23 protein-coding genes are annotated in these 24,165 nt (G+C 63.3%); 16 read left to right on the top strand and 7 right to left on the bottom strand.

Going from position 1 to position 24,165, the window contains the following annotated elements; all coding sequences use genetic code 11:
• The first annotated feature begins 352 nt into the window (after window positions 1-352).
• The 7 genes from purN to nadC all read left to right on the top strand — a co-directional run bounded on the left by purN (window position 353) and on the right by nadC (window position 8,160).
• Window positions 353-1,003 carry a phosphoribosylglycinamide formyltransferase gene (purN, locus tag AAHM38_RS07830; protein ID WP_116575472.1) on the top strand — a complete coding sequence of 217 codons (651 nt, stop codon included), beginning with the start codon at window positions 353-355 and terminating at the stop codon, window positions 1,001-1,003.
• A complete protein-coding gene (locus tag AAHM38_RS07825; RefSeq protein WP_116575471.1) occupies window positions 1,000-2,397 on the top strand; it encodes an RsmB/NOP family class I SAM-dependent RNA methyltransferase in 1,398 nt (465 codons plus the stop codon). Before purN ends, AAHM38_RS07825 begins: the two co-directional genes overlap by 4 nt.
• Window positions 2,394-2,963 carry a phospholipase D family nuclease gene (locus AAHM38_RS07820; protein ID WP_009241310.1) on the top strand — a complete coding sequence of 190 codons (570 nt, stop codon included), beginning with the start codon at window positions 2,394-2,396 and terminating at the stop codon, window positions 2,961-2,963. Before AAHM38_RS07825 ends, AAHM38_RS07820 begins: the two co-directional genes overlap by 4 nt.
• Before the next feature lie 25 nt (window positions 2,964-2,988).
• Window positions 2,989-4,365, top strand: a complete 1,377-nt coding sequence (locus AAHM38_RS07815; RefSeq protein WP_116575470.1) for a mechanosensitive ion channel family protein — start codon at window positions 2,989-2,991, stop codon at window positions 4,363-4,365.
• Between the two features lie 372 nt (window positions 4,366-4,737).
• Window positions 4,738-5,928, top strand: a complete 1,191-nt coding sequence (locus AAHM38_RS07810) for a DesA family fatty acid desaturase (protein ID WP_009241308.1) — start codon at window positions 4,738-4,740, stop codon at window positions 5,926-5,928.
• Between the two features lie 187 nt (window positions 5,929-6,115).
• On the top strand, window positions 6,116-7,264 hold the full coding sequence (nadA, locus tag AAHM38_RS07805) for a quinolinate synthase NadA (protein WP_012762691.1): 1,149 nt from the start codon (window positions 6,116-6,118) through the stop codon (window positions 7,262-7,264).
• Window positions 7,261-8,160, top strand: coding sequence for a carboxylating nicotinate-nucleotide diphosphorylase (gene nadC, locus AAHM38_RS07800; RefSeq protein ID WP_116575469.1), 900 nt, complete (start codon window positions 7,261-7,263; stop codon window positions 8,158-8,160). Before nadA ends, nadC begins: the two co-directional genes overlap by 4 nt.
• Window positions 8,161-8,167: 7 nt before the next feature.
• Here nadC and nadB read toward each other — a convergent pair whose 3' ends face one another.
• From nadB to radC, 4 genes are all read right to left on the bottom strand, one after another.
• Window positions 8,168-9,769 (bottom strand): L-aspartate oxidase, encoded by a 1,602-nt coding sequence (gene nadB, locus AAHM38_RS07795; protein ID WP_009241305.1) that lies wholly within the window; start codon window positions 9,767-9,769, stop codon window positions 8,168-8,170.
• A gap of 178 nt (window positions 9,770-9,947) precedes the next feature.
• The gene (gene rpmG / locus AAHM38_RS07790; RefSeq protein ID WP_003262397.1) at window positions 9,948-10,118 is read right to left on the bottom strand and encodes a 50S ribosomal protein L33; all 171 of its coding nucleotides are present in this window, start codon (window positions 10,116-10,118) and stop codon (window positions 9,948-9,950) included.
• Between the two features lie 13 nt (window positions 10,119-10,131).
• Window positions 10,132-10,365, bottom strand: a complete 234-nt coding sequence (gene rpmB, locus AAHM38_RS07785) for a 50S ribosomal protein L28 (RefSeq protein ID WP_004631999.1) — start codon at window positions 10,363-10,365, stop codon at window positions 10,132-10,134.
• Between the two features lie 180 nt (window positions 10,366-10,545).
• Entirely contained in the window at window positions 10,546-11,220 is a 675-nt protein-coding gene (gene radC, locus AAHM38_RS07780; protein ID WP_012762689.1) for a RadC family protein, read from the bottom strand.
• Window positions 11,221-11,338: 118 nt separating this feature from the next.
• Between radC and AAHM38_RS07775 the strand changes: the two genes are divergently transcribed.
• The 7 genes from AAHM38_RS07775 to AAHM38_RS07745 all read left to right on the top strand — a co-directional run bounded on the left by AAHM38_RS07775 (window position 11,339) and on the right by AAHM38_RS07745 (window position 18,281).
• Window positions 11,339-11,827, top strand: a complete 489-nt coding sequence (locus tag AAHM38_RS07775) for an FKBP-type peptidyl-prolyl cis-trans isomerase (RefSeq protein ID WP_009241303.1) — start codon at window positions 11,339-11,341, stop codon at window positions 11,825-11,827.
• A 1-nt stretch (window position 11,828) separates the two neighbouring features.
• Window positions 11,829-12,812 carry a 4-hydroxy-3-methylbut-2-enyl diphosphate reductase gene (gene ispH, locus AAHM38_RS07770; RefSeq protein WP_012762688.1) on the top strand — a complete coding sequence of 328 codons (984 nt, stop codon included), beginning with the start codon at window positions 11,829-11,831 and terminating at the stop codon, window positions 12,810-12,812.
• A 453-nt stretch (window positions 12,813-13,265) separates the two neighbouring features.
• Window positions 13,266-14,471 (top strand): branched-chain amino acid ABC transporter substrate-binding protein, encoded by a 1,206-nt coding sequence (locus tag AAHM38_RS07765; RefSeq protein WP_009241301.1) that lies wholly within the window; start codon window positions 13,266-13,268, stop codon window positions 14,469-14,471.
• A 210-nt stretch (window positions 14,472-14,681) separates the two neighbouring features.
• Window positions 14,682-15,617, top strand: a complete 936-nt coding sequence (locus AAHM38_RS07760) for a branched-chain amino acid ABC transporter permease (protein ID WP_009241300.1) — start codon at window positions 14,682-14,684, stop codon at window positions 15,615-15,617.
• A gap of 13 nt (window positions 15,618-15,630) precedes the next feature.
• Window positions 15,631-16,758: an ABC transporter permease subunit gene (locus tag AAHM38_RS07755; RefSeq protein ID WP_116575468.1), complete on the top strand. Its 1,128-nt coding sequence runs from the start codon at window positions 15,631-15,633 to the stop codon at window positions 16,756-16,758.
• Between the two features lie 13 nt (window positions 16,759-16,771).
• On the top strand, window positions 16,772-17,548 hold the full coding sequence (locus tag AAHM38_RS07750) for an ABC transporter ATP-binding protein (RefSeq protein ID WP_009241299.1): 777 nt from the start codon (window positions 16,772-16,774) through the stop codon (window positions 17,546-17,548).
• Between the two features lie 16 nt (window positions 17,549-17,564).
• Window positions 17,565-18,281, top strand: coding sequence for an ABC transporter ATP-binding protein (locus tag AAHM38_RS07745; protein WP_116575467.1), 717 nt, complete (start codon window positions 17,565-17,567; stop codon window positions 18,279-18,281).
• 65 nt (window positions 18,282-18,346) lie between these two features.
• On the opposite strand, the gene AAHM38_RS07740 is transcribed toward AAHM38_RS07745, so the two are convergent.
• The 3 genes from AAHM38_RS07740 to AAHM38_RS07730 all read right to left on the bottom strand — a co-directional run bounded on the left by AAHM38_RS07740 (window position 18,347) and on the right by AAHM38_RS07730 (window position 21,413).
• On the bottom strand, window positions 18,347-18,823 hold the full coding sequence (locus AAHM38_RS07740) for a GNAT family N-acetyltransferase (RefSeq protein WP_116575466.1): 477 nt from the start codon (window positions 18,821-18,823) through the stop codon (window positions 18,347-18,349).
• 81 nt (window positions 18,824-18,904) lie between these two features.
• Complete coding sequence (locus AAHM38_RS07735; RefSeq protein WP_116575465.1) at window positions 18,905-20,092, bottom strand: acetylornithine transaminase; 1,188 nt, start codon at window positions 20,090-20,092, stop codon at window positions 18,905-18,907.
• 271 nt (window positions 20,093-20,363) lie between these two features.
• Window positions 20,364-21,413 (bottom strand): CDP-6-deoxy-delta-3,4-glucoseen reductase, encoded by a 1,050-nt coding sequence (locus AAHM38_RS07730; protein ID WP_116575464.1) that lies wholly within the window; start codon window positions 21,411-21,413, stop codon window positions 20,364-20,366.
• Window positions 21,414-21,493: 80 nt separating this feature from the next.
• On the opposite strand from AAHM38_RS07730, the gene AAHM38_RS07725 reads away from it, so the two are divergent.
• Window positions 21,494-22,495, top strand: a complete 1,002-nt coding sequence (locus tag AAHM38_RS07725; protein WP_179817527.1) for an NAD-dependent epimerase/dehydratase family protein — start codon at window positions 21,494-21,496, stop codon at window positions 22,493-22,495.
• A 1-nt stretch (window position 22,496) separates the two neighbouring features.
• Window positions 22,497-24,164: a GGDEF domain-containing protein gene (locus AAHM38_RS07720; RefSeq protein WP_116575463.1), complete on the top strand. Its 1,668-nt coding sequence runs from the start codon at window positions 22,497-22,499 to the stop codon at window positions 24,162-24,164.
• Window position 24,165: the final 1 nt, after the last annotated feature.

Genomic DNA, 24,165 nt, shown 5'->3' with positions numbered 1-24,165 from the left:
CCCGGCGCGGGCGATGGCCGACTGGCCGGGTTTATCACCCTGTGCCGATCGACCGTCACGGTATCGCCCGCACGATGTTGCAGCGCAGGATGAACGGACGTTTGATTTGCGTCGAATCATCGCGGGCTGCACACCCGACCCCTCGGGAGCGCGGACATTTATGGTGCTGAGATTATCAGAGCGCGCCAATGCACGCCAACGGTTGCCCCTTCCTTTTGCCGGTGCGACAAGGTTTTTGCCGGCACCCGTCGGCAAAATGCCACGGTGACTGCAAAAGCGCCCACGGCATGGCCTTTCAGCCGTCACACCCGATTTTCTCGGGGAACTGCGGCGCACTTGATAAAATGCCGCGATGAAAAACATCGTCATTCTCATTTCCGGACGCGGCTCCAATATGGAAGCCATTGTCCGCGCCTGTCAGGCCGAAGGTTGGTCGGGACGCATTGCCGCCGTCATTTCTAATCGGCCCGAAGCGGCGGGACTTAAATTTGCCGCTTCGCACGGCATTGCTACCGCGGTGGTCGACCACAAGGCCTTCCCCGATCGGGACAGCTTCGACGCCGCCCTGGCGCAGGTGATCGACGGCTTTTCGCCTGATCTCGTGGTGCTGGCCGGTTTCATGCGCATCCTTACGCCCGGCTTTGCAAAGCGCTACGCGGGCCGCATGCTGAACATTCACCCGTCTCTGCTGCCGTGCTTCCCTGGTTTGCATACGCACGAGGCCGCGCTGGCCATGGGGGTGAAGGTGCATGGCGCGACAGTGCACTTCGTCACCGCTGACCTGGACCACGGCCCGATCGTGCTGCAGGCCATCATCGACGTGCGTCAGGACGACACGCCCGACTCGCTGGCCGGGCGGCTGCTGGCACAGGAACACACGATTTACCCGCGTGCCGTGCGCTGGTTCGTGGAAGGGCGGTTGTCGATCGAAGACGGCGTTGTGCGCGTCTCGCCGGATGAATCGCAGCTTGTCATTGGCGTCAACGCCCGGGAGGCAGCATGAGCCAGAATCGTCAGCGTTCGGGCGGCAATGGAAGCGGCGGCGGGTCGGGCAACAAGCGCGCGAGTTCGGGTGGCGGCGGCTGGTACCGGGCCCCGCAGGGCAAGCCTGCGCCCCGCAGCGCCCCGCGCCCGCGCACGGGCGTGCATGGCAGCCATCTGGAGCATCTCGACAAGGTGCTTGCGCGCCTGCTGCACTTTGCGGCGCCCGCCGACATGGTGGTCAGCCAGTACTTCCGCGAGCATCACGAACTTGGCCACCGCGAGCGCGGCATCATCGCCGAAGCGGCCTTTGCCGTGCTGCGCCGCAAGGTGGAATTCGGCCAGTTTGCCGAGAGCGGCACGGGCCCGGCGCGTCGCCGTCTGGTGCTGCTCGGCTTGTTGCAGACGGCCGGCCGTGAGGCCATTGCCCCGTTCCTGAACCCGGCTGAAGCCGAATGGCTGGATCGCTGGGAAAACCGTGACCGCGCCGCGCTGGCGGCCCGGGTGCGCGCCAATCTGCCCGACTGGCTCTTCGACGCGCTGGTTGCCCAGCACGGGGCGGAGTTCACCGAAGCACTGGCGCAAGCATGGCTCACGCCGGCCCCGCTGGACTTGCGCGTGAACACGCTCAAGGGCGAACGCGACGCCGTACTCGCCACGCTTGCCGAAGCCGGTATTGAAGGCGTTGCGGCGCCGCTCTCGCCCGTGGGCATTCGCCTGGCAGGCAAGCCGGCGTTGAACAAGCTCGATATCTTCACCAACGGCACGGTCGAGGTGCAGGACGAAGGGAGCCAATTGCTCTGCCAATTGCTGGCACCCAAGCGCGGCGAGATGGTGGTCGACTTCTGCGCCGGTGCCGGTGGCAAGACCCTGGCGATTGGCGCGGCGATGCGCTCGACGGGGCGCCTGTATGCCTTCGACGTATCGGAAAAGCGCTTGTCGAACCTCGGCCCGCGCCTGGCGCGCAGTGGGCTGTCGAACGTCCATCCGGGCCGCATCGACAGCGAGCACGATGCGAAGGTGAAGCGTCTTGCGGGCAAGATCGATCGCGTGTTGGTCGACGCGCCGTGCAGCGGCCTGGGCACGTTGCGCCGCAATCCTGACCTGAAGTGGCGCCAGTCCGCGCAGGCCGTGGAAGAAATGTCGGCCAAGCAGTTGTCGATCCTGACATCGGCAGCGCGGCTGCTAAAGCCGGGTGGCAGGCTCGTCTACGCTACCTGCAGTGTGCTCGCGCGCGAGAACCAGCAGGTGGTCGAGCAGTTCCTGGCGGCACATGAAGACTTCGTGCTTGTGCCCGCCGGCGAGGTGCTGGCCGCGCAGAAGATCGCGCTGGAAATGGGGCCCTACCTCGAGCTGTATCCGCACACGCACCAGACCGACGGCTTCTTCGCGGCCGTGCTGGAGCGCCGCGCATGATGGTGCGCCGCTTCGGTTGGCTGCTGGCCGCATGGCTGGCGTTGGCCGCAGGTGGCGTCGCCCTGGCCCGCAGCGCGCCGCCGGTGCAACCCGCCAAGGGCACGGTGCAGGCCGCGTTCACGCCCGATGACGACATCGAAGGATTGTTGGCCGATGCCATCGACCAGGCACGTGAGCAGGTGCTGGTGCAGGCGTATCTGCTGTCGAACAAGGCGATTACGCGTGCACTGCTGGCGGCGCATCAGCGTGGCGTGGATGTGCGCGTGCTGGCCGACCGCGAGCAGATGACACGCTCCGGCGGCAGCCGCGTGCCCGAGGTCGCCAACGCGGGCATCCCCGTCTGGCTGGAGGTGCGCTACAAGAATGCGCACAACAAGGTCATCGTGATCGACCCGCGCGGCGCGCATCCAGTGCTGGTCACGGGCAGCTTCAACTTCACGCAGACCGCACAGCGCGGCAACGCCGAGAACGTACTGATCGTGCGCGGCGACGCCGATCTCGCCCAGCGCTATGCCGCCAACTGGCAGAAGCATGTGGGTGACGCATTGCCCTATCGGACCCAGTAAGGGTTTGCAATAACCCGTCAACCCAATGAACGGATTGCCGCTAAACCTGAATCACATTGCGCTGGGCCACATGATCGACGACATCGTCCGCGATCTGGGTGGCCCGCGCTTTATCTGGCAACTGGGCGTGCTGATACTGGTGCTCGGTGCCGCCTGGCTGCTGGCGCGGCCGATCTCGCGGCGCCTGCATTCGGCGCACGTGAACGAGACCTTCGCCCTGCGTTTTGCCTGGTCCAGCCTGGAGCGGGCGATGTTCCCGCTGATCGGCTGGCTGCTGGTGGTGGGCGCGCGCTATGCGCTGGTCGGCACCATGCCGATCAGCGTGTTCCGGCTGGCCGCGGTGCCGCTGTTTGGCCTGGCGATCCTGTATCTCGGCTTCTACGTGTTGCGCCGCGTGCTGTCGGCTAACGGCGAGCTGCACGGCATGCTCGTCCTCGCGGAGCGCGTGCTCACCACGCTGATGTGGATCGGCATGGTGCTCTACGTGCTGGGCGTGCTCGGCGATGTGGTGGATTACCTCGACGGCATCCGCTTTGCGCTGGGTGGCAAGCAGAAGGTGAGCCTGGCGGCCATGCTGATGGGCGTGGTGTGGATTCTCGTCACTGTGCTGGTGGCGATGTGGTTCGGCTCGTGGCTGGACAGCCGCATCACGCGTGCTTCCGCGATCGATGCCAACCTGAAGGTGGTGTTGTCGCGTGTGACCAAGGCGGTGCTGCTGCTGGTGTCGCTGCTGCTGAGCCTCTCGCTGGTGGGCATCGACCTGACGGTGCTGTCGGTGTTTGGCGGCGCGCTTGGCGTCGGCCTGGGTTTCGGCTTGCAAAAGATCGCCAGCAATTACGTTTCGGGCTTCATCATCCTTCTGGAGCGCTCGCTCAAGCTGGGCGATCAGATCACCGTCAGCACGTACACCGGCATCGTCACGCAGATCCGCACCCGCTACACCGTGGTGCGCAATGGTGACGGCGATACGCTCGTCCCGAACGAACTGATGGTCGCGCAGGCCGTACAGAACCACAACGAGCGCGGCACCGTGCGTGTGGCGGTGCGCGTGCAGGCGTCGTATGACGCTGATCCTGAAAGCGTGCTGGCGTTGCTGCTGCAATGTGCAGAGGGCATCCCGCGTGTTCTGCCCGAACCGGCGCCCGCCGCCTTCATGGCCCTGTTCGCCGACAGCGGCATCGAATATGAGCTTGGCGTCTGGATCGGCGATCCGCATAACGGCAAGCTGGGCGTGCAGTCCGACCTGAACCGCGCGATTTACCGTCGCTTCAAGGAAGCAGGCATCGATATCCCCTACCCGCAACGGGAAGTGCGTGTGCGCGGGGCGTCGGCGCTGCAACAGGGCATCCCGCGCACTTCGAGTGATGTAACAGCCCCATCCACGCCATCACTGTCGGACTAACACAGCTGCGAGCGGAACGCTGCCCGCTTGTCCGAGGTCAAAATGGCTGTTTTCCCGCATGGAATAGAGGGGGTGTTCGGTTAAAATGCCAAATGCTCCCACGAAGAAAAGACGGGCCGTCGCAAAGGCTTAGCCGTTGTGACAAAGGACCGCAAATACCTTGTATTGCGCTGGGGCGGAGATGATATGACCGGTAGCGGGAAGCTCGCCGATGTGATGCGCAAGCCGGGTACAAACACCCGAACCACCGCCAACACGACCCCATTGTCGTAACGCTACGACAGCGGGATAGCCTTAAGAGGCAGCAACATCCGGATCGAATGAAGGTCCAAAAGCTGCTTTGATTACCCTGAGTTGACCACGGAGAACACTTTGATCGACTCCTTTCTGACTTTCCTTGCCAACGGCACCCTCGATTGGGCCTGGTGGCAAATCCTGATTTTCACGCTGGTGATGACGCACATCACCATCGCCAGCGTCACGATTTTTCTGCACCGCTGCCAAGCGCACCGGGCGCTGGACGTGCATCCCATCGCTGGGCACTTCTTCCGTTTCTGGCTGTGGCTGACCACCGGCATGGTCACCAAGGAATGGACCGCCATTCACCGCAAGCACCACGCCAAGTGCGAAACCGAAGAGGATCCGCACAGCCCGCAGACCCGAGGCATCCGCAAGGTGCTGATGGAAGGCGCGGAGCTATATCGCGCTGAGGCCAAGAACAAGGAAACGATCCAGAAGTTCGGCCACGGTACGCCGGACGATTGGGTCGAGAAGAACGTGTACTCGAAGTTCACGTGGCAAGGCGTCGGTTTGATGCTGATCCTCGACGTGCTGATGTTCGGCGCGCTAGGCCTGACGGTGTGGGCAGTGCAGATGCTGTGGATCCCGATCCACGCTGCCGGCATCATCAACGGCCTGGGCCACTTCTGGGGCTACCGCAACTTCGATTGCGAAGACGCTTCGACCAACGTGTCGCCGTGGGGCATCATCATCGGCGGCGAAGAGCTGCACAACAACCACCACACGTACGCCACCTCGGCCAAGTTCTCGGTCAAGTGGTACGAGTTCGACATCGGCTGGGGCTACATCCGCGCGCTCGAAATCGTCGGTTTGGCGAAGGTCAAGAAGGTGGCGCCCAAGGCCCGCTTTGGCGACGTGAAGCCGGTCGACCAGAACACGCTGGAAGCCATCATCGCCAACCGCTACGACGTGATGGCGCGCTACGCCAAGACGGTCAAGGCGGCCTATCGCCAGGAGCTGGCCAAGCTGAAGGATTCGCGCGCTGTCGAGTACCGCGCACTCAAGCCGGCCCGCAAGTGGTTCCACCGCGACGAGACCAAGCTGGGCGCGCCGCAGCGCGAGCAGCTCTCGCAAATCGTGTCGGACCATTCGGCGCTGCACACCTTCGTCGAGATGCGCCGCGAGCTGGGTGCGCTGTGGGGCCGTTCGAATGCCACGCGCGAGCAGTTGCTGCATCAACTGCAAGAGTGGTGCAAGCGTGCTGAGGAAAGCGGCATCCACGCGCTGCAGGAATTTGCTGTGCGCCTGCGCCGCTACGCCTGAGTTTCTTGTTTCATAGGTGAAGCCCCGCTCCGCAGCGGGGCTTTTCTTTTGGGTAAACTGCCCCAACTGCCATTTTGAATACGCCGCGACAATGTATCGCGGTGCCAGTCCTCCTCACACGCCGTCCGTTTCATTGCAGCGCCAGCTTCTTGGCGCCTTCACAGCGCGAACGGACGCGGAGACCACCATGGAAACCCACATCAAGACGGTTGAATTCGAGCGCCCGGATATGCTTTCCGAAGCGCAATCCGGCGCCAGTTGCGTGGCCCACGCCTGGGCCAAGGTGCCGCCGGTGCTGTCGCGTGAGGAACGCGACGACCTGAAGGCCCGCATAAAGCGTCTGCTCAAGGAACGTGAGGCTGTGCTGGTCGCGCATTACTACGTTGACGCCGACCTGCAGGACCTGGCCGAGGAAACCGGTGGCTGCGTATCCGATTCGCTGGAAATGGCGCGCTTTGGCCGCGACCATTCGGCCAAGACATTGATCGTGGCGGGCGTGCGCTTCATGGGCGAGACTGCCAAGATCCTGAGTCCGGAGAAGACCGTACTAATGCCGGATCTGGACGCCACCTGCTCGCTGGATCTGGGCTGCCCGCCGGATGAGTTTGCCGCCTTCTGCGATGCGCATCCGGATCGCACCGTGGTTGTCTACGCCAATACAAGCGCCGCCGTGAAGGCGCGTGCCGACTGGATGGTGACATCGTCGATCGGCTTGAAGATCGTGCAGCATCTGCATGCGCAGGGAAAGAAGATCCTGTGGGCACCCGATCGCCACCTCGGCAGCTACATTCAAAAGCAGACCGGCGCAGATATGCTGATGTGGCAGGGCTCGTGCCTCGTGCACGACGAGTTCAAGGGCGTGGAGCTTGACCTGCTGCGCGCTGAGCACCCGAACGCGAAGATCCTTGTGCATCCGGAATCGCCGGAATCGGTGGTGGCACAGGCTGATGTGGTGGGTTCGACTTCGCAGCTCATTGCGGCGGCCCAGTCGTTGTCGGCGCAGGAGTTCATCGTCGCGACCGACAACGGCATCCTGCACAAGATGCGCATGGCCGCCCCGGGCAAGCGCTTCATCGAGGCGCCGACCGCCGGCAACGCTGCCACCTGCAAGAGCTGCGCGCATTGCCCCTGGATGGCGATGAACGCGCTGACCAATCTGGCTGAGGTGCTGGAAACCGGTCGCAACGAGATCCACGTCGATCCGGCCATCGGGCGGCAAGCCGTGGTCTGCATCGACCGCATGCTGGACTTTGCCGCGCGCGAGAAAGCCGCGGTTCGCCCGCAAGGCGACCTGGCCGCCAACGCACAACTCTTTCAAGGAATCGGCCCGGCATGACGGCAGCACAGATGAACACGACGCGTCTCGCCCCCGCGGCTGAGTCAATTTTCGATAGCTTTGGCCCGGCACTGCGCGAGGCGTTGTCTGCCAACGTGGCCACAGCCATTGCCGAGGACGTTGGCACGGGCGACCGCACTGGCTTGCTGATCCCCGCCGATCGCCATGCGCGCGCGCGCGTGATCGTGCGCGAGCATGCCGTGCTCTGTGGCACGCCCTGGTTTGACGCCTGCATGCGCGCCGTTGACTCGACGTTGCGCGTCACGTGGCGCCAGCACGAAGGCGATCGCATAGCACCCGATTCCGTGGTGTGCGAGATCGAAGGCCCGGCGCGTTCGCTGCTGACGGCGGAACGCCCGTCGCTGAACTTCCTGCAGTTGCTGTCCGGTGTGGCGACGGCGACTTCGCGTTACGCAGCAGCCGTCGAAGGCACGCGCGCCCGCGTGCTCGACACGCGCAAGACGCTGCCGGGCTTGCGTCTGGCGCAGAAGTACGCGGTGCGGATTGGTGGCGGCGAGAATCAACGTCTGGCCTTGTACGACGGCATCCTAATCAAGGAAAACCATATCGCTGCGGCGGGTGGCGTGACGGCGGCCCTGCGTGCAGCGCAGGCATTGAATGCCGGTGTGACGATCCAGATCGAGGTGGAAACGCTCGCGCAGCTGGATGAAGCACTGGCGGCAGGTGCCACCTCCGTGCTGCTCGACAACTTCGAACCGCCCGCGATGCGCGAGGCTGTGCGCGTAACGGCGGGCAGGGCGCTGCTCGAGGTGTCTGGCGGCGTAAACATCGAGACGATCCGCACCTTTGCCGAGACCGGCGTGGACCGCATCTCCGTCGGCGCGCTCACGAAGGACGTGCGCGCAACCGACTTCTCTTTGCGGATCGTCGACTAAGGCTAAGTCAGCGTTTCCGGGCGATCTGCCGATGGGTCGGCTGCATGACCGTCGGCAGTGCCTTGGGTAGCGTTTCGGGGTAGTCGCGCGAGAAATGCAGGCCGCGGCTCTCATGCCGTGATAGCGCACTGTCGACGATCAGCGAGGCGGCCTCGACGAGGTTACGCAACTCCAGCAGATCGTGGCTCACGCGGAAGTTGGCGTAGTACTCCGTAATCTCTTCGCGCAACAGCGCAATGCGGTGCTGCGCCCGCTCCAGCCGCTTGTTCGTGCGCACGATGCCGACGTAGTTCCACATCATGCGACGCAGTTCGTCCCAGTTGTGCGAGACGACGACTTCCTCATCGGGGTCGGTCACGCGGCTCTCATCCCATGCGGGAATCTGCACCGATGTGGAGTCCGAGGGCGGTTGCGCGAGGATGTCTTCCGCCGCGCCACGCCCGATCACCATGCATTCCAGCAGCGAATTGCTCGCCAGCCGGTTGGCGCCGTGCAGGCCGGTGTATGCAGTCTCGCCAACGGCGTACAGGCCAGCGATATCCGTGCGCCCGAGGTGGTCCGTCACCACACCGCCGCACGTGTAGTGCGCCGCCGGCACGACCGGAATCGGTTGGCGCGTGATGTCGATGCCCAGCTCCAGGCAGCGCGCCATGATGGTCGGGAAATGCTCCTTGAGGAACGCAGGGCTCTGATGGCTGATGTCCAGATAGACGCAATCCAGGCCACGCTTCTTCATCTCGAAGTCGATGGCGCGGGCGACGATATCGCGCGGCGCCAGTTCGGCGCGCTCGTCGTGCGCGGGCATGAAACGCGTGCCGTCGGGCAGGATCAGCTTGCCGCCTTCACCGCGCACGGCCTCGGTAATCAGAAACGATTTCGCGAACGGGTGGTACAGGCACGTGGGATGGAACTGGATGAACTCCATGTTCGCCACGCGGCAGCCCGCTCGCCAGGCCATGGCAATACCGTCGCCGCTGGCCGTGTCCGGATTCGTCGTGTAGAGATAGACCTTACCCGCGCCGCCCGTGGCCATCACGGTTTGGCTGGCGGTAATCGTCTTGACATGGCCCGATGCAATGTCGAGCGCGTAGAGGCCATGGCAGCGCATGCCCGGACGACCGAGCTTCGCGTCGGTAATCAGGTCGATCGCGAAGTGGTCTTCCAGCAGCGTGATGTTCGGGTGATTGCGCACCTTCTCAACCAGCGTCGTGACCACAGCATGGCCCGTGGCATCGGCGGCATGGATGATGCGTCGATGGCGGTGGCCGCCCTCGCGCGTTAGGTGGAAGCCGAGTTCAGCCTGCTCGTCGCGCGTGAAAGGCACGCCATGGCCAATCAGCCATTCAATGGCCGAGCGCCCGTTTTCGACGATGTAACGGGTAGCCGCTTCATCGCACAATCCAGCCCCAGCGATGAGCGTGTCGTCGACGTGCTCATCGTGGCTGTCGCCCGAATCGAGCACGGCGGCAATGCCGCCCTGCGCCCAATCGCTGGCGCCTTCCGGCAGGCTGCGTTTGCTGATGACAACCACGCGGCGGTGATCGGCTAGGTGCAGGGCGACGGTCAGGCCCGCCAAGCCGCTGCCAACAACGGCAACATCGAAATTCATGGAAGACGCGGAACGCGGTTCAGACGCAACTGGTGAGTAACACAGTCGCGTGTCAATCGGAAAGAAGAGCAGTGTACACCGCAGCATGCGCCAAACTGCAGGCAACAAAAAACCCGCTTGAAAGCGGGTTTTTGCTGTCGATCATGCCGACGGAAACAAGATATGCAATCCGCGAGGATCACTTGATCTTGGTTTCCTTGTAAGCGACGTGCTTGCGGGCGACGGGATCGAACTTCATGATCTCCATCTTTTCCGGCTTGGTGCGCTTGTTCTTGGTGGTCGTGTAGAAATGACCCGTACCTGCGGTCGATTCCAGCTTGATCTTGTCGCGTCCGCCTTTGCTGGCCATGTTTAACTCCTAATTAGACTTCGCCGCGTGCGCGCAGGTCCACGAGCACTTCGTCGATGCCTTTTTTATCGATCAGGCGCAGACCAGCGTTTGAGACGCGCAGGCTGACCCAGCGGTTTTCGGATTCGACCCAGAAGCGGCGATTCTGCAGGTTCGGCAGAAAACGGCGCTTGGTCTTGTTGTTTGCGTGGGAAACGTTATTGCCGACCATCGGCGCTTTCCCGGTCACTTGACAGACGCGTGCCATGGAGCACTCCTAACTAAATTCGTTGGCTACAGTTTGCGACCGGGCGCTGGGACCAAAACCAAGCGCAGCGCCACTGTAGAGGTGGGACTTCAGCGAAACGCGGATTATACACACAAAACCGCTGACAAATCAACGAGATCGATGGATTGCCGTTGGGCCCCGTGCGATGCGGCATCGGTACTACATTTTGCCGTGTTCGAGAAAGCCGTAGACGTGGTTGCGGCCGACGATCATGTGATCCAGGACGATCACGTCGAGCATTGCCAGCGCGCGGCACAGTTCGCGGGTCAGGATGACGTCGGATTCGCTGGGTTCGGTGTTGCCGGTGGGGTGGTTGTGGGCCAGGATCACGGCGGCTGCATTGTGATGTAGCGCGCGCTTCGCGATCTCGCGCGGGTAGACGCGGGCTTCGGTCAGCGTGCCGCGGAAGAGTTCTTCCCAAGCGATCAGGCGGTGCCGTACATCTAGAAAGAAGCAGGCGAACACTTCGTGTGGGCGGTGGCCGAGTGTCAGGCGCAAGAAATTCTTCACGCTTTGTGGCGAGTCAAAGGTCTGGCCGTGGGTGAAGTCTTCTTTGAGGGCGCGTCGCGCAACTTCCAGTAGGGCGTGCAGTTGCGCGTATTTGGCGGGGCCCATACCGTTGATTGACGAGAACTCTTGTTGTGACGCGTGACATAGCCGGGCGAGCGACCCAAAGTGGGTGAGTAATTCCCGGGCGAGGTCGACGGCGCTTTTGCCCGGCATTCCCACGCGCAGAAAGATGGCCAGCAGTTCCGCATCGGAGAGGGCGGCGGGGCCGTGGGCGAGCAGTTTTTCACGCGGCCGCTCATGGGCGGGCCAGTCGATGATTGCCATAGGTTGGGATACGCGGAGGAAAGGCCCTGCCAGCGGGAGTGCGTCGCGCGTCGCGCCTGCGGCCGCGCAAAGGGCTGACGTACAATAACGGGTTACTTTTTGGTCAAGCAGGTTGAGCGTGCAAAATTTGGTGAACGAGGCGTCCGCGGCGACGCCAAGCGGCGCAGGCAAGGTGGTCGGCCCGGATTCCTTTCTGACGCTGCACTACCGCATCGCGCTGGAAAACGACACGGACATCGTCACCACCTTCGACGACAAGCCGGCAACGCTGCTGCTCGGCCAAGGGCAGATGGCGCCCACGCTGGAGCAGGCACTGCTCGGTATGCGCGAAGGCGAGCGCACGACGTTCCGCCTGGCTCCCGAGCACGCGTTCGGCCCCCGCAATCCTGAACTGCTGCAGCGGGTGTCGCTGGCCACGCTGCGCGAAAACTCGTCGTTCGAAGAGGATTACCAGCCGGGCGACCTGGTTGAGTTCAATGCGCCGAGCGGCGGCAAATATGCCGGTGTGCTCAAGGAAGTGGGCGAGACCTCGGCACTGTTCGACTTCAACCACCCGCTGGCCGGCCAGACGATCGTGTTTGAAGTCCAGCTGATCGGCATCCTCTGATATGAGCAACGCTGTGAACGCCCCGCTCGATCCCATTGATCCTGTCACCCAGGCCGACGCCGAGGTTTTGCTGGCGCAGCCGCGCGGTTTCTGCGCCGGCGTGGATCGCGCCATCGAGATCGTCGAGCGCGCGCTGGAGTTGTTCGGCGCGCCGATTTACGTTCGTCACGAGATCGTGCACAACGCCTATGTGGTTGGCGATCTGCGCAACAAGGGCGCGGTGTTCGTGCAGGAACTCGACGATGTGCCGGTGGGTGGCACGGTCATTTTCAGTGCGCACGGTGTGTCGCGGGCGGTGCGTGAGGCGGCGGAGGCGCGCGGCTTGCGCGTGTTCGATGCGACCTGCCCGCTGGTGACCAAGGTGCACGTGGAAGTCTCGAAGATGCGTGCGCAGGGTTTCGAGATCATCATGATTGGGCACAAGGGCCATCCCGAGGTGGAAGGCACCATGGGGCAGGCCAACGACGGCATGCTGCTGGTGGAGTCCGTTGATGACGTTGCGCATCTCGAGGTGAAAGACCCGACGCGTCTGGCCTACGTGACGCAGACCACGCTGTCGGTGGATGAGACCCAGGAAATCGTGGCGGCCATCAAGGCACGCTTTCCGGCGGTGCACGAGCCGAAGAAGCAGGACATCTGCTACGCGACGCAGAATCGGCAAGACGCTGTGAAGTTCATGGCACCGCAAGTGGAAGTGGTGATCGTAGTCGGCAGCCCGAACAGCTCGAACTCGAATCGCCTGCGCGAGTTGGCCGAAAAGCTTGGAGTGCCTGCCTATATGGTGGATACGCCTGAACAGGTCAAACCTGAATGGGTAGCCGGCAAGCGTCGCGTGGGCCTGACCGCCGGTGCGTCGGCTCCCGAGGAGTTGGCGCAATCGATCGTCGATCGGCTCAAGGCGCTGGGCGCCCGCACCGTGCGTCCGCTCGACGGCATTCAGGAAAACATGTCCTTCCCCCTTCCGAGGGGGCTTCAAATGAATTGAATCCCTTTATGTAAATGCCCACTTAAAAGCGCACAAAAACGGTGCGCCCTAATGCGGTGCATAAAGCGCTTTTGAGGAATCGACGGCTACTTCTCCGGGAGTGGCCGTATTGTTTTGTGCGTCGCAAAAACCTCGTCAATACCGGCGAAGCCTTGATTTGCCGTGGCAATTGCCCGCCGAGCCGCATGAATAGGGGGTTTCCCCTACTCTGGCACGCTTCTTGATTAGCCTATGCGCCGTTCGCGAATGCCTGCGCGAAATGACGCCTGTTTGGGCATTGGGGAAAGCCCGTAAAGCGGCGTAGTTACTGCAAAAATCGTTGTTGCGACGCGTATTGCATCCGCAATAAAAGGGGATACAATTCGCGCGTTTCAAATTGAAACAATCGGCGCGGGGGGAGCGGCCGGGAGGCAGGACGCTCTTCTTGCTCTTGCGAGATCTAGGAGATCACTCATGCAAATTAAGTTTGCCAAAGTTCTGCCGCTTGCGGCTGCCGTGGCACTCGTAGCAGCTTGCGGTAAGAACGAGGAAAAGCCCGCAAACCAAGCTGCTGCACCTGCAGCAACGTCGGCTCCGGCGGCGGCTGCCGGCGGCGAGACCGTCGTCAAGATTGGTCACGCGGCTCCGCTCACGGGCGGTATTGCTCACCTTGGCAAAGACAACGAAAACGGTGCACGTCTGGCCGTTGAAGAAGCCAACAAGGAAGGCCTGACCATCGACGGCAAGAAGATCAAGCTGGAACTGGTCGGTGAAGACGATGCAGGCGACCCGAAGACGGGCACCGCCGTGGCGCAGAAGCTGGTTGACGAGCACGTTGTTGCCGTTGTCGGCCACCTGAACTCGGGCGTTTCGATCCCGGCCTCGAAGATCTACAGCGATGCAGGCATCGTGCAGATCTCGCCGTCGTCGACGAACCCCGACTACACCAAGCAAGGCTTCAAGACGACCTACCGCGTGGTGGCCACCGACGCGCAGCAAGGCCCGGCACTGGCAAACTACGCCGCCAAGACCCTGGGCGCCAAGACCGTGGCAATTGTTGACGATGCCACCGCCTACGGTAAGGGCCTGGCTGACGAGTTCGAGAAGACCGCGAAGGCTGACGGCGTGAACGTCGTGGCGCGTGAGGCGACCAACGACAAGGCGACCGACTTCAAGGCCATTCTGACCAAGATCAAGGGCAAGAAGCCGGACGTGATCATGTACGGCGGCATGGACGCCACCGGCGGTCCGTTCGCCAAGCAAGCCAAGGAACTGGGCATCACGGCCAAGATCGTTGGCGGCGACGGCGTGTGTACCGACAAGGTGGCCGAACTGGCCGGCGACGCGATCGATAACATCGTCTGCTCGGAAGCAGGCCTGGCGCTGTCGAAGATGGAGAAGGGCGCGGACTTCGAGAAGAAGTACCAAGCGCGCTTCAACACGCCGGTGCAGATCTACGCACCGTTCACGTATGACGCCGTCAACGTGATCATCGATGCGATGAAGCGTGCCAACTCGACCGATCCGGCCAAGATCCTGGCTGCCATGCCGGCAACCAACTACAACGGCGTGATCGGCAACATCGCGTTCGACGACAAGGGTGACCTGAAGCAAGGCTCCATCACCCTGTACAACTACAAGGACAAGAAGAAGAGCGTTCTTGACGTTGTGAAGATGTAATCGAAGGGCTACCGCCCTGAAAACGGCACCGCGCCTACCCTAGCGGTGCCGTTTTTTATAGCCTCGCCAGTTACACAAGGCCCTCACCATGGGCGCGTTCGGCAGGCCGCTTACCAGCAACCTCACCTTACCCATCCGATTGATCGCATACCTTGCGGGCACGTCATCCCGTCGCCTACAACAAAGCAAGGCATAGCAGGAGCTGTTCTCATGGATATCTTTATCCAGCAGATCGTGAACGGTCTGGTGCTCGGCAGCATTTACGCGCTGATCGCACTTGGCTACACCATGGTCTACGGTATTCTCGGCATCATCAACTTCGCCCACGGCGATGTTCTGATGGTCGGTGCAATGTCTGCCCTGACCGCCATCAACTTTCTCCAGAAGTACTTCCCCAATCTGCCTGACTGGCTCACGCTGGTGTTCGCGTTGCTGTTTGCCATGCCGGTCTGCGCCATCGTGGCCTACACCATCGAACGTGTCGCTTACCGGCCGCTGCGCAACGCGCCGCGCCTGGCGCCGCTGATCACCGCCATCGGCGTGTCGATCGTGCTGCAGACGCTGGCGATGATGATCTGGTCGCGCAACCCGCTGACCTTCCCGCAACTGCTGCCCTCGAACCCGATTGATATCGGCTCCACGGGCGCGACCATCACGGGCAAGGAAATCGTCATCATCCTGGTGTCGATCCTGGTGATGGTCGGGCTGATCCTGCTGGTCAACCGCACCAAGCTCGGCCGCGCAATGCGCGCGACCGCCGAGAACCAGCGTGTGGCCGGCCTGATGGGCGTCAACCCGAACTTCGTGATCTCCGCCACCTTCATGATCGGTGCTGCCATGGCAGCGGTTGCCGGCGTAATGATGGCGACCAACTACGGCAACGCCCACTTCTACATGGGCTTCATCCCCGGCCTGAAGGCGTTTACCGCCGCGGTGCTGGGCGGCATCGGCAACCTGGCCGGCGCCATGGTCGGCGGCATGCTGCTGGGCTTGATCGAAGCACTGGGTGCCGGTTACATCGGCGATCTGACTGGCGGTGTGTTCGGTTCGAACTACCAAGATGTGTTCGCATTCATCGTGCTGATTGGCGTGCTGCTGTTCCGCCCGTCCGGCATCATGGGCGAACGCGTTGCGGACCGCGCATAAGAAGGGGAGCGCCATGACAGAAAATTTCAAAGCGCCGATGAAGACGCGCGCCGCGTTGTACGGCTTCCTGATCCTTGCGATCTTCGCGCCGTTCATCGTGGGAGCCGCAGGTGGCAACTACTGGGTGCGCGTGCTGGACTTCGCACTGCTGTACATCATGCTGGCCCTGGGCCTGAACATCGTGGTGGGCTTTGCCGGCCTGCTCGACCTGGGCTACATCGCGTTCTATGCGGTGGGTGCCTACATGATGGCGTTGCTGGGTTCGCCGCACCTGTCCAATCAGTTCGAGTGGATCCACAACCTGTTCCCTAACGGGCTGCACCTGATCGTATGGTGGGTGATTCCGCTCGGTGCCGGGCTGGCGGCGCTATTCGGTATTCTGCTGGGCACGCCGGTGCTGAAGCTGCGCGGTGACTACCTCGCCATCGTGACGCTGGGCTTTGGTGAAATCATCCGGATCTTCATGAACAACCTCGACCGCCCGGTGAACATCACCAACGGTCCGAAGGGCATCAACCTGATCGAGCCGGTCAAGATCTTCGGGTTCGACTTTTCGAAGCGCCACGATTTCTTCGGCATCCGCTTCGACTCGGTCTACATGTACTACTACCTGTTCGTGATCCTGGCCGCGATCATCATCATCGTGTGCCTGCGGTTGCAGAACTCGCGTATCGGTCGTGCATGGGTGGCGCTGCGTGAAGATGAAATCGCCGCCAAGGCGATGGGCATCAACACCCGCAACATCAAGCTGCTGGCCTTTGCGATGGGTGCGTCGTTCGGTGGTGTGTCGGGTGCGATGTTCGCCTCGTTCCAGGGCTTCGTGTCGCCGGAATCGTTCGTGCTGTGGGAGTCGATCTACATCCTGGCGATCGTGGTGCTGGGCGGTATGGGCCATATCCCGGGCGTGATCCTGGGCGGCATTCTGCTGGTCGGTTTCCAGGAGTTGCTGCGTGCGCTGGCCGAGCCGGTGCAGAACAAGCTGTTCGGCCATGTGATCGTGGAAGCGGAAGTGCTTCGTCAGCTGCTGTTCGGCTTGGCGATGGTGGTGGTGATGCTGTATCGCCCTGCGGGCCTGTGGCCCTCGCCGCGCAAGGAAGACCGTCCGCAAAAGCAGCGGGCTGGTGGACTGTCCCGTATCTGAAGGAGGCACGCACATGAGCAACAACAACGTCCTCCTCTCGATCCGAGGAGTCCAGAAGCGTTTCGGCGGCCTGCAGGCGCTGTCCGATGTGAGCCTGGAAATTCGCGAAGGCGAAATCTACGGTCTGATTGGCCCGAACGGCGCCGGCAAGACTACGTTCTTCAACGTCATCACGGGCCTGTACACGCCTGACGCAGGCGAGTTTGTGCTGGGCGGCACGCCCTACCAGCCGACCGCTGTGCATGAAGTGGCCAAGGCCGGCATTGCTCGCACGTTCCAGAACATCCGCCTGTTCGGCGACATGACCGCGGCGGAAAACGTCATGGTCGGCCGCCACGTGCGTACCAAGGCGGGCCTGATCGGCGCGGTGTTCCGCACCAAGGCGGCACGCGAGGAAGAGCAGTCGATCGAAGACTGGGCGCACGACCTGCTGGATTACGTCGGCATCGGCAAGTACGCCAACTACACGGCGCGCAACCTGTCGTACGGCCACCAGCGTCGTCTGGAAATCGCCCGTGCCCTGGCCACGCAGCCCAAGCTGCTGGCTCTGGACGAGCCGGCCGCCGGCATGAACGCCACGGAAAAGGTGGAACTCCGTGGCCTGCTCGACAAGATCCGTTCCGACGGCAAGACCATCCTGCTGATCGAGCACGATGTGAAGCTGGTGATGGGCTTGTGCAACCGCCTGACCGTACTGGATTACGGCAAGGTGATCGCACAAGGCTTGCCACATGAAGTGCAGAGCAACCCGGCCGTGATCGAGGCCTACCTCGGCGCGTCAGCGCACTGACGCAGAGGAACGGAATATGAAACCAGTAATGTTGAAGATCGACAGCCTGAAGGTCGCTTACGGCGGCATCCAGGCGGTGAAGGGCGTGGATCTGGAGATTCGCGAAGGTGAGCTGGTCACGCTGATCGGTGCCAACGGCGCCGGCAAGACGACCACCATGAAGGCCATCACCGGCCTGCAGGGCTGGGCCGGCGGTGACGTGCAGTATCTGGGCAAGTCCATCAAGGGCGTGCCGAGCTACAACCTGCTCAAGCAGGGTCTGGCGATGGTGCCGGAAGGCCGCGGCGTGTTCGCGCGCATGACCATCGTCGAGAACCTGCAGATGGGTGCCTTCACGCGCAACGACGAGGCCAACATCAAGGCCGACATCGACCGCATGTTCGGCATCTTCCCGCGCCTGAAGGAACGTGCAAACCAGCTGGCCGGCACGATGTCGGGCGGCGAGCAGCAGATGCTGGCCATGGCGCGTGCGCTGATGAGCCAACCGAAGCTGCTGCTGCTGGATGAGCCGTCGATGGGTCTCTCGCCGATCATGGTGGAGAAGATCTTCGAGGTTGTGCGGGACATCTCGGCGCAAGGCGTGACCGTGCTGCTCGTCGAGCAGAACGCGCGCCTGGCTCTGCAGGCGGCGCACCGCGGCTACGTGATGGACTCCGGTCTGATCACCATGAGCGGCGATGCCAAGCTGATGCTGGACGACCCGAAGGTGCGTGCCGCCTACCTGGGCGAGTAAGCTCCTCAAGCACCATGAGAAAGCCCCGCGATTGCGGGGCTTTTTCTTTGCGCGTGCCCCACGTTTCAGGCAGATGCCGCCGTATAGATGTTGGGCCGATGCAATTGCATGAAACCGACGCCCTCGGGCACATCGGTAAAGCCATGCTTGCGATAGAGCCGGTCGGCGCCTGTGGTGACCAGCACTGTCCGGCGCAGCGTCTGCAGGTCCGGGTGCTCACGCAGGAAATCCATCAGCGCGTGCGATACGCCTTTTCCACGCCAATCCGGCAGCACGAACACATCGCACAGGTACGCGAACGTCGCGCGGTCGGTGATGACACGCGCAAAGCCCACGAGGTCGCCATGTGAGCCTTCGTCGTCCAACCGATAGGCGGCGAAGCACAGGGAGTTTGCGACCGATCGGTCGAACACGGCGCGCGGCAGGCCGCGGGCCCAATACGTTCCCTGCGAAAGGAAGTGGTAGATCTGGTCCAGCGGAAGCCACGCGGAATCATCGGACAAAACGATTCCCGTGGCCGGAACTTCTCGCGTCACGGCCATGGCAAACCTCGGAGTGGGAACAGGGGTATAGGGCGATGCAGGGCGACGCATTGCGCGCCGCCCCGGGGTATGCAGTACGCCTTAGGCGTGCGCCTTCAGCAGCGTGCGCAGCATGCCGATCATCGTGTCGATCTCTTCGGTCGTCACGTTCAGCGCAGGCATGAATCGGAGGATGTTCGGACGCGGGGCGTTCAGCAGCAAGCCCGTCGGGTTCATCTCGCGTGCAGCTTCGACCAGTTGGCCGCCGATGTCCTTGCCGAGCAGCAGCGCGCGCAGCAGGCCGTTACCGCGCTCGCCGGCCAGGCCGAACTCTTCGCTCAGCTTGAGCAGTTGCGTGCGTAGATAGGCGCCGCGTTCTTCCACGCCAGCCAGGAAGCCCGGGGCCAGGAGTTGCTCGATCACCGAGCAGCCGACGGCCGTCATCAGCGGGTTGCCGTTGTAGGTGCCGCCCTGGTCGCCGGCTTCGAAGCTCGCAACCTCATTGGTGCACAGCAGGGCCGACAGCGGCACGCCGCCGCCGATGCCCTTGCCCAACGTCATGATGTCCGGCTCGATGTTCGAGAGCTGATAGGCGAAGAGCGTGCCGCAGCGGCCGCAACCGGCCTGCACTTCATCAACGATCAACAGGATCTTGTGCTTCTTGGTCAGCGCGCGCAGTTGCTGCATGAATTCCGGCGTAGCCGGCAGCACGCCGCCTTCGCCTTGCACCGGCTCAAGCATCACGCCGACCGTCTCGTCGGTGATGAGCGCTTCCACCGACGCGATGTCGTTCAGGATGGCTTTCGGGAAGCCCGGCACCTGCGGCGCGAAGATGGTGTCCCAGCCGGCCTTGCCCGATGCGCTCATGGTGGCGAGCGTGCGGCCGTGGAAGCTGTGGTCGAACGTGATGATCTGGAACGCGCCGTTCTTATGCTTCTTGCCCCACTTGCGGGCCAGCTTGATGGCGCCTTCGTTGGCTTCGGCGCCGCTGTTGGCGAAGAACACCTTGTCGAAGCAGCTGTGCGCCGTCAGCAGGCCGGCCAGCTTGGCCATCGGCTCGTTGTAGAACGCCGGGCTCGGGTTGATCAGCTTCCTGGCCTGCGCGTTCAGCGCTTCAATCATGCCGTCGTTGGAGTGGCCGAGGCAGTTGACGGCCCAGCCTTGTACGAAGTCCAGGTATCGCTTGCCGTTGTGGTCCGTCAGCCACGAGCCCTTGCCTTCGGTGAAGACGATCTCGGGCCGGTTGGTGATGTACATCAGGGACTGGACGGGGTAGTCAGCAAACGCCATGGCAAAGCTCCAGAAAAAGGCGGCAGGAAGATGAAAAACCGAAAAAACGCGCGTTGGAAAAAGACAAAGGCCACGGGGGGCGCCCCGTGGCCTTGTGATCGTCGAATCCTGTGAACCCGATATGCAATCAGCAGACAGCCGCGCGGCTTCCCGGAGGGAGCAACGTGCGGCGGCGTCGGAGGTGCAGGGCTTGGTTCATAAGGCGGAAGAATAAGACGGATGCCAAGTCAAGTCAAAACGAAATTTTGGCCTTCTTTGGATTTGTGCAACGTCAGCCGGCCGGGTGTAGGTCGGCCTCTGAGGTGAAGGAATCGGCGAAGAACGCGTCCGGATGCATTCCGCATTGGGCGGCGAAGTCCGTACGCGCCGAGTTGATCACCACCGGCGCGCCGCAGGCGTAGACCTCGTGGCCCGACAGATCGGGGTGGTCGGCCATCACGGCTTGGTGGACGAAGCCGGTGCGGCCCGTCCAGGCGTCTTCGGGTAGGGCGTTGGAGACGACCGGCACGTAGGTGAAGTTCGGCAGCGTGCGCGCCCATTCTTCGGCCTTGGCGTGCATGTACAGGTCTTGCGGGCGGCGCCCGCCCCAGTACAGCGTCATGGGGCGCGTGCTGCCGATGAACTGGGCATGCTCGATGATCGCCTTGATGGGCGCGAAGCCAGTGCCCGAGGCCAGCAGGATGATCGGCTTGTCGGATTCTTCACGTAGGAAGAAGCTGCCCAGCGGGCCTTCGAAGCGCAGGATGTCGCGCTCTTTCATGGCCGGGGCGCCTTCCTTGGCGCCGAAGACGTAGTCGGTAAAGGCGCCGCCCGGCATGTGGCGGATGTGCAGCTCGATCGGGCCGTCGCCGTGGGGCGGGTTGGCGATCGAGTAGCTGCGGCGCTTGCCGTCGCGCAGGAGGAATTCCACGTACTGCCCGGCCAGAAATTGCATACGCTCGGTGGCAGGCAGTTGCAGCTTGACGATAGTGACGTCCGGCGCGGCCTTTTCCAGCGACGCGACGCGGCACGGGATCTTCTTGATGGGGACATCGCCGGCGCCGTGCACTTCGCGCACTTCGATGGTGACGTCGGTGGCCGGCGTGGCACAGCAGAACAGCGCGCGGCCTTCGGTGGCCTCCTGGGCGGTCAGCGCGTTGGGCGAGTGGTTGCCCTGGACGACAGAGCCTTCGCGCACATGGCCCTTGCACGAGCCGCACGCGCCGTTCTTGCAGCCGTATGGCAGGCCGATGCCCTGGCGCAGCGCCGCTGCAAGGATGGTCTCGCCGTCTTCGGCCTGGAACTGGCGGCCGCTGGGCAGCACGTTGATCTGATAAGCCATACTACAATCCGAATATGTTGAAAAGAGTGTCTGGTCGCCCGTCTGGGCATGCAATGGTGGTCAATCCGGCAGCACGGCCGATGATGAATCAGTCAGTCGCCCGGCCATCCAAACCTGCGCCACGCCTGGGACTTCCACGCGTGCTGATCGTCGGCTGCGGCGATGTCGGGCAACGCTGCCTGACATTGCTCCGCACGCGTTTTCGCGTCTTTGCCGTCACCTCGCGTCTCGAAGGCCGCGCTGCGTTGCGCGAGGCGGGTGCCGTGCCGATTGTCGCCAATCTGGACGATGCCGCATCGCTGCGCCGCCTGCGAGGGTTAAGCCCTCGCGTGCTGCATCTGGCACCGCCGCCTGCTGTCGGCAACGACGATCCACGTACGGCCGCGCTGCTGCATACGCTGGCGCAACCGTCTCCGGATTCCACCGCCACAAAGCATCGCATTTTACCCGAGCGGGCGCGCAGGACGGGTGGCCTCACTGGCCGCTTGAAAACCCGCCTCCAAGCGCGCGCGTTCGTATATGCCAGCACCAGCGGCGTCTACGGCGATGCGGGCGGTGCCTGGGTCGACGAATCCCGCCCCGTGAAACCGCGCACCGCGCGTGCACAACGCCGCGTCGCCGCCGAACGCCGCGTGCGCTGGTTCGGTGCGGGCGGCGCTTGGCGCACGTCGATTTTGCGTATTCCCGGCATCTATGCAGCGGACCGGCTGCCCGTTGCCCGGCTCGAACGCGGAACGCCCGCGTTGCGCGCGCAGGACGATGTCTACACCAACCACATCCACGCCGATGACCTGGCCCGCGCGGTCATTGCCGCGCTGTTCCGGGGGAGACCGCAGCGCATCGTGCATGCCACAGACGCATCGGAGCTGCGCATGGGCGATTACTTTGACGCCGTGGCCGACGCGCGCGGCTTGCAGCGCCCGCCGCGCATTTCCCGCGCGGAGGCCCTCCAGCAGATCGAGCCTGCGCTGCTGTCCTTCATGAGCGAGTCGCGCCGGCTGCGCAACACGCGGCTGGCGCGCGAGTTGCGCGTGGCGCTGCGCTACCCGACGGTGGCGGATTTCCTGAGCAGCGAGGTCTGACGTGAAGGCGCCTGAGCCCGCCCCTGCAACGTCGTCGCACGGCGCCTGGCTGCGCGTTGCGCCGCTGGCGCTTTGGCTGTCGGTGGCGGTGGTGGGCGTAGGAGCGTCGTGGTTTGCCGCCTGTTTCGTGGCGGATTCGATGGGTGCGCGCGACATGCAGCAGATGGTCGATGCGCGGCGCCAGTTGGCTGCGCAGGTAGCGGAGGGAATGTCGAGCCAGATCACCGCCGACGTGGCCCTGCTGCGCGCGCTGCCGCAGACGCTCGCGCAGATCGACGCCATCCCGCGCGCGGTGGCGCGCGTCGACACCCGGCGCTGGAACTTGATGGACCAGGGCTCATGTGCCGAAGAGGCGATGTCGCACCCGGAAGTGGTCGACATCGATGCTTTCCTCAACGCCACCGCAGGCAATCTCGGGCTGGACTACGTGTGGGTCGTGAACCAACACAATTACGTGGTGCTGGCCAATAACGCCGGTCATGCCGATTCGTTCGTCGGCGTGCAGTTGAGCATGCAGCCGTACATGAAGGAGGCGATGCTCGGTGGCCTGGGCGAGCAGTTCACGATCGGCCCGGTGACGGGCGTGCCGGGCCTGTTCTTCGCCGCGCCGGTATATGACGCCGGAGGTTACCTGGTCGCAACAATGGGCACCAAAGTGAGCCTCGCGAGGCTGCAGCACTGGGTATCGCACCCGACATCGTTGGTGACCGATCCGAACGGCTTGATCATTCTGTCGACCGATGCATCGCTGGTCGGCAAGGTCCTGCCGGATACTCGCCTGCAGCACATGGGCGCCAGCGACCGGTACAACGCCTACCAACGCGTCGACTTCGAGCCCTGGCCCTATCAGCCTACCGCGAGGGCGCATCGCGATGTGCCCGCCTGGGTGCCGGCCGAGGTGCGCGATACGCTGGCCTGGCGCGAGGGCAGTGCGATGCCATCGCTGACCGTGTCGCGCAATGCCAGTGCGGACCTCACGGTCGTCGTGGCCGAGCCGCTGCCGGCGTGGGGCCAGCAAATCGCCAACCATGCGCGCAACCGCATGATCGGCTTTGTGCTGTTCGTGAGTGTGTTGGTGACGTTCGCGCTGGTGGCGTGGTCTTTGGTGCGCGAGCGGCAGCACCACCGCGTGACGCGCCATCTGAACCAGCGGCTGCAGCGCACCAACAGCGCGCTCGCCAACGAGGCGCATTTCGACCATCTGACCGGTGTGCTGACGCGCCGCCGCTTCCTGGCGCTGTTCGATACGGTGCTCGCGCGTGCGCACAATCGTGCCGAACCGCTTGTGCTCGTGCTGGCCGATCTGGATCACTTCAAGCGCATCAATGACACATGGGGCCACGCTGTGGGGGACATGGCGCTGCAGCGCTTTGCGTCGCTTGCCACGGGCGTACTGCGCAGCAGTGACTTGGTCGGGCGCTTGGGCGGCGAGGAATTTGCCATGGTGATGGGCCGCACCACGCTGGAAACCGCCACCGAGGTGGCGGAGCGCCTGCGTACGGCGGTGGCCGAGACGGACGAAAGCTTCCCGACCGGGCTGTCGATGACCGTCAGCATGGGCATGACGGTCTGCCGGCCGGGCGATACTGCCTCGGAGATGCTCAAGCGCGCCGATCTGGCGCTGTATCGCGCCAAGGAAACCGGGCGCAACCGGCACGTGGCCGGCTGAG

It is taken from the genome of Ralstonia sp. OTU4908 (assembly GCF_038440115.1).
Lineage (GTDB): Bacteria > Pseudomonadota > Gammaproteobacteria > Burkholderiales > Burkholderiaceae > Ralstonia > Ralstonia pickettii.
This window is presented reverse-complemented; position numbering and strand designations above follow the sequence as displayed.

What these genes read in the sequence shown, in the direction of transcription:
- purN (WP_116575472.1), top strand. Translation starts at nt 353, where the DNA reads ATGAAAAACATCGTCATTCTCATTTCCGGACGCGGCTCCAATATGGAA.
- AAHM38_RS07825 (WP_116575471.1), top strand. Translation starts at nt 1,000, where the DNA reads ATGAGCCAGAATCGTCAGCGTTCGGGCGGCAATGGAAGCGGCGGCGGG.
- AAHM38_RS07820 (WP_009241310.1), top strand. Translation starts at nt 2,394, where the DNA reads ATGATGGTGCGCCGCTTCGGTTGGCTGCTGGCCGCATGGCTGGCGTTG.
- AAHM38_RS07815 (WP_116575470.1), top strand. Translation starts at nt 2,989, where the DNA reads ATGAACGGATTGCCGCTAAACCTGAATCACATTGCGCTGGGCCACATG.
- nadA (WP_012762691.1), top strand. Translation starts at nt 6,116, where the DNA reads ATGGAAACCCACATCAAGACGGTTGAATTCGAGCGCCCGGATATGCTT.
- nadC (WP_116575469.1), top strand. Translation starts at nt 7,261, where the DNA reads ATGACGGCAGCACAGATGAACACGACGCGTCTCGCCCCCGCGGCTGAG.
- nadB (WP_009241305.1), bottom strand. Translation starts at nt 9,769, where the DNA reads ATGAATTTCGATGTTGCCGTTGTTGGCAGCGGCTTGGCGGGCCTGACC.
- rpmG (WP_003262397.1), bottom strand. Translation starts at nt 10,118, where the DNA reads ATGGCCAGCAAAGGCGGACGCGACAAGATCAAGCTGGAATCGACCGCA.
- rpmB (WP_004631999.1), bottom strand. Translation starts at nt 10,365, where the DNA reads ATGGCACGCGTCTGTCAAGTGACCGGGAAAGCGCCGATGGTCGGCAAT.
- radC (WP_012762689.1), bottom strand. Translation starts at nt 11,220, where the DNA reads ATGGCAATCATCGACTGGCCCGCCCATGAGCGGCCGCGTGAAAAACTG.
- ispH (WP_012762688.1), top strand. Translation starts at nt 11,829, where the DNA reads ATGAGCAACGCTGTGAACGCCCCGCTCGATCCCATTGATCCTGTCACC.
- AAHM38_RS07765 (WP_009241301.1), top strand. Translation starts at nt 13,266, where the DNA reads ATGCAAATTAAGTTTGCCAAAGTTCTGCCGCTTGCGGCTGCCGTGGCA.
- AAHM38_RS07760 (WP_009241300.1), top strand. Translation starts at nt 14,682, where the DNA reads ATGGATATCTTTATCCAGCAGATCGTGAACGGTCTGGTGCTCGGCAGC.
- AAHM38_RS07755 (WP_116575468.1), top strand. Translation starts at nt 15,631, where the DNA reads ATGACAGAAAATTTCAAAGCGCCGATGAAGACGCGCGCCGCGTTGTAC.
- AAHM38_RS07750 (WP_009241299.1), top strand. Translation starts at nt 16,772, where the DNA reads ATGAGCAACAACAACGTCCTCCTCTCGATCCGAGGAGTCCAGAAGCGT.
- AAHM38_RS07745 (WP_116575467.1), top strand. Translation starts at nt 17,565, where the DNA reads ATGAAACCAGTAATGTTGAAGATCGACAGCCTGAAGGTCGCTTACGGC.
- AAHM38_RS07740 (WP_116575466.1), bottom strand. Translation starts at nt 18,823, where the DNA reads ATGGCCGTGACGCGAGAAGTTCCGGCCACGGGAATCGTTTTGTCCGAT.
- AAHM38_RS07735 (WP_116575465.1), bottom strand. Translation starts at nt 20,092, where the DNA reads ATGGCGTTTGCTGACTACCCCGTCCAGTCCCTGATGTACATCACCAAC.
- AAHM38_RS07730 (WP_116575464.1), bottom strand. Translation starts at nt 21,413, where the DNA reads ATGGCTTATCAGATCAACGTGCTGCCCAGCGGCCGCCAGTTCCAGGCC.
- AAHM38_RS07725 (WP_179817527.1), top strand. Translation starts at nt 21,494, where the DNA reads ATGATGAATCAGTCAGTCGCCCGGCCATCCAAACCTGCGCCACGCCTG.